Here is a 252-nt window from a genome sequence, read left to right as displayed (position 1 = left end):
GCCCGATCATTTACAAACAACTTTCCATTGAACCTCTATTAATTCTTAAGAATATTAAGACCCCAAAACATAATCGTCTTCCCTCTACCTATACACCACAAGAAATTCATTCTGTATTGAACAGCGTAGATCGTGATACTAAATGGGGAAAGACCATTTATTTAATGATGATGTTCGCTAGTGTATACGGTCTTAGGGTTAGTGACATAAGAGATTTACAACTATCCTCAATAAACTGGCAAGATAAAATAC

The 252-nt window shown here is 34.9% G+C and carries 1 protein-coding gene; it reads left to right on the top strand.

From position 1 onward, the window contains the following. Nucleotides 1–252 (top strand): hypothetical protein (locus ACYQ4S_RS13000; RefSeq protein ID WP_459771604.1); only part of this gene is annotated, 252 nt, incomplete at both ends.

Source organism: Alkalibacterium sp. s-m-28 (genome assembly GCF_054658175.1).
The sequence above is the reverse complement of the archived record's forward strand: the minus strand, read 5'-3'. Positions and strand labels throughout refer to the sequence as shown.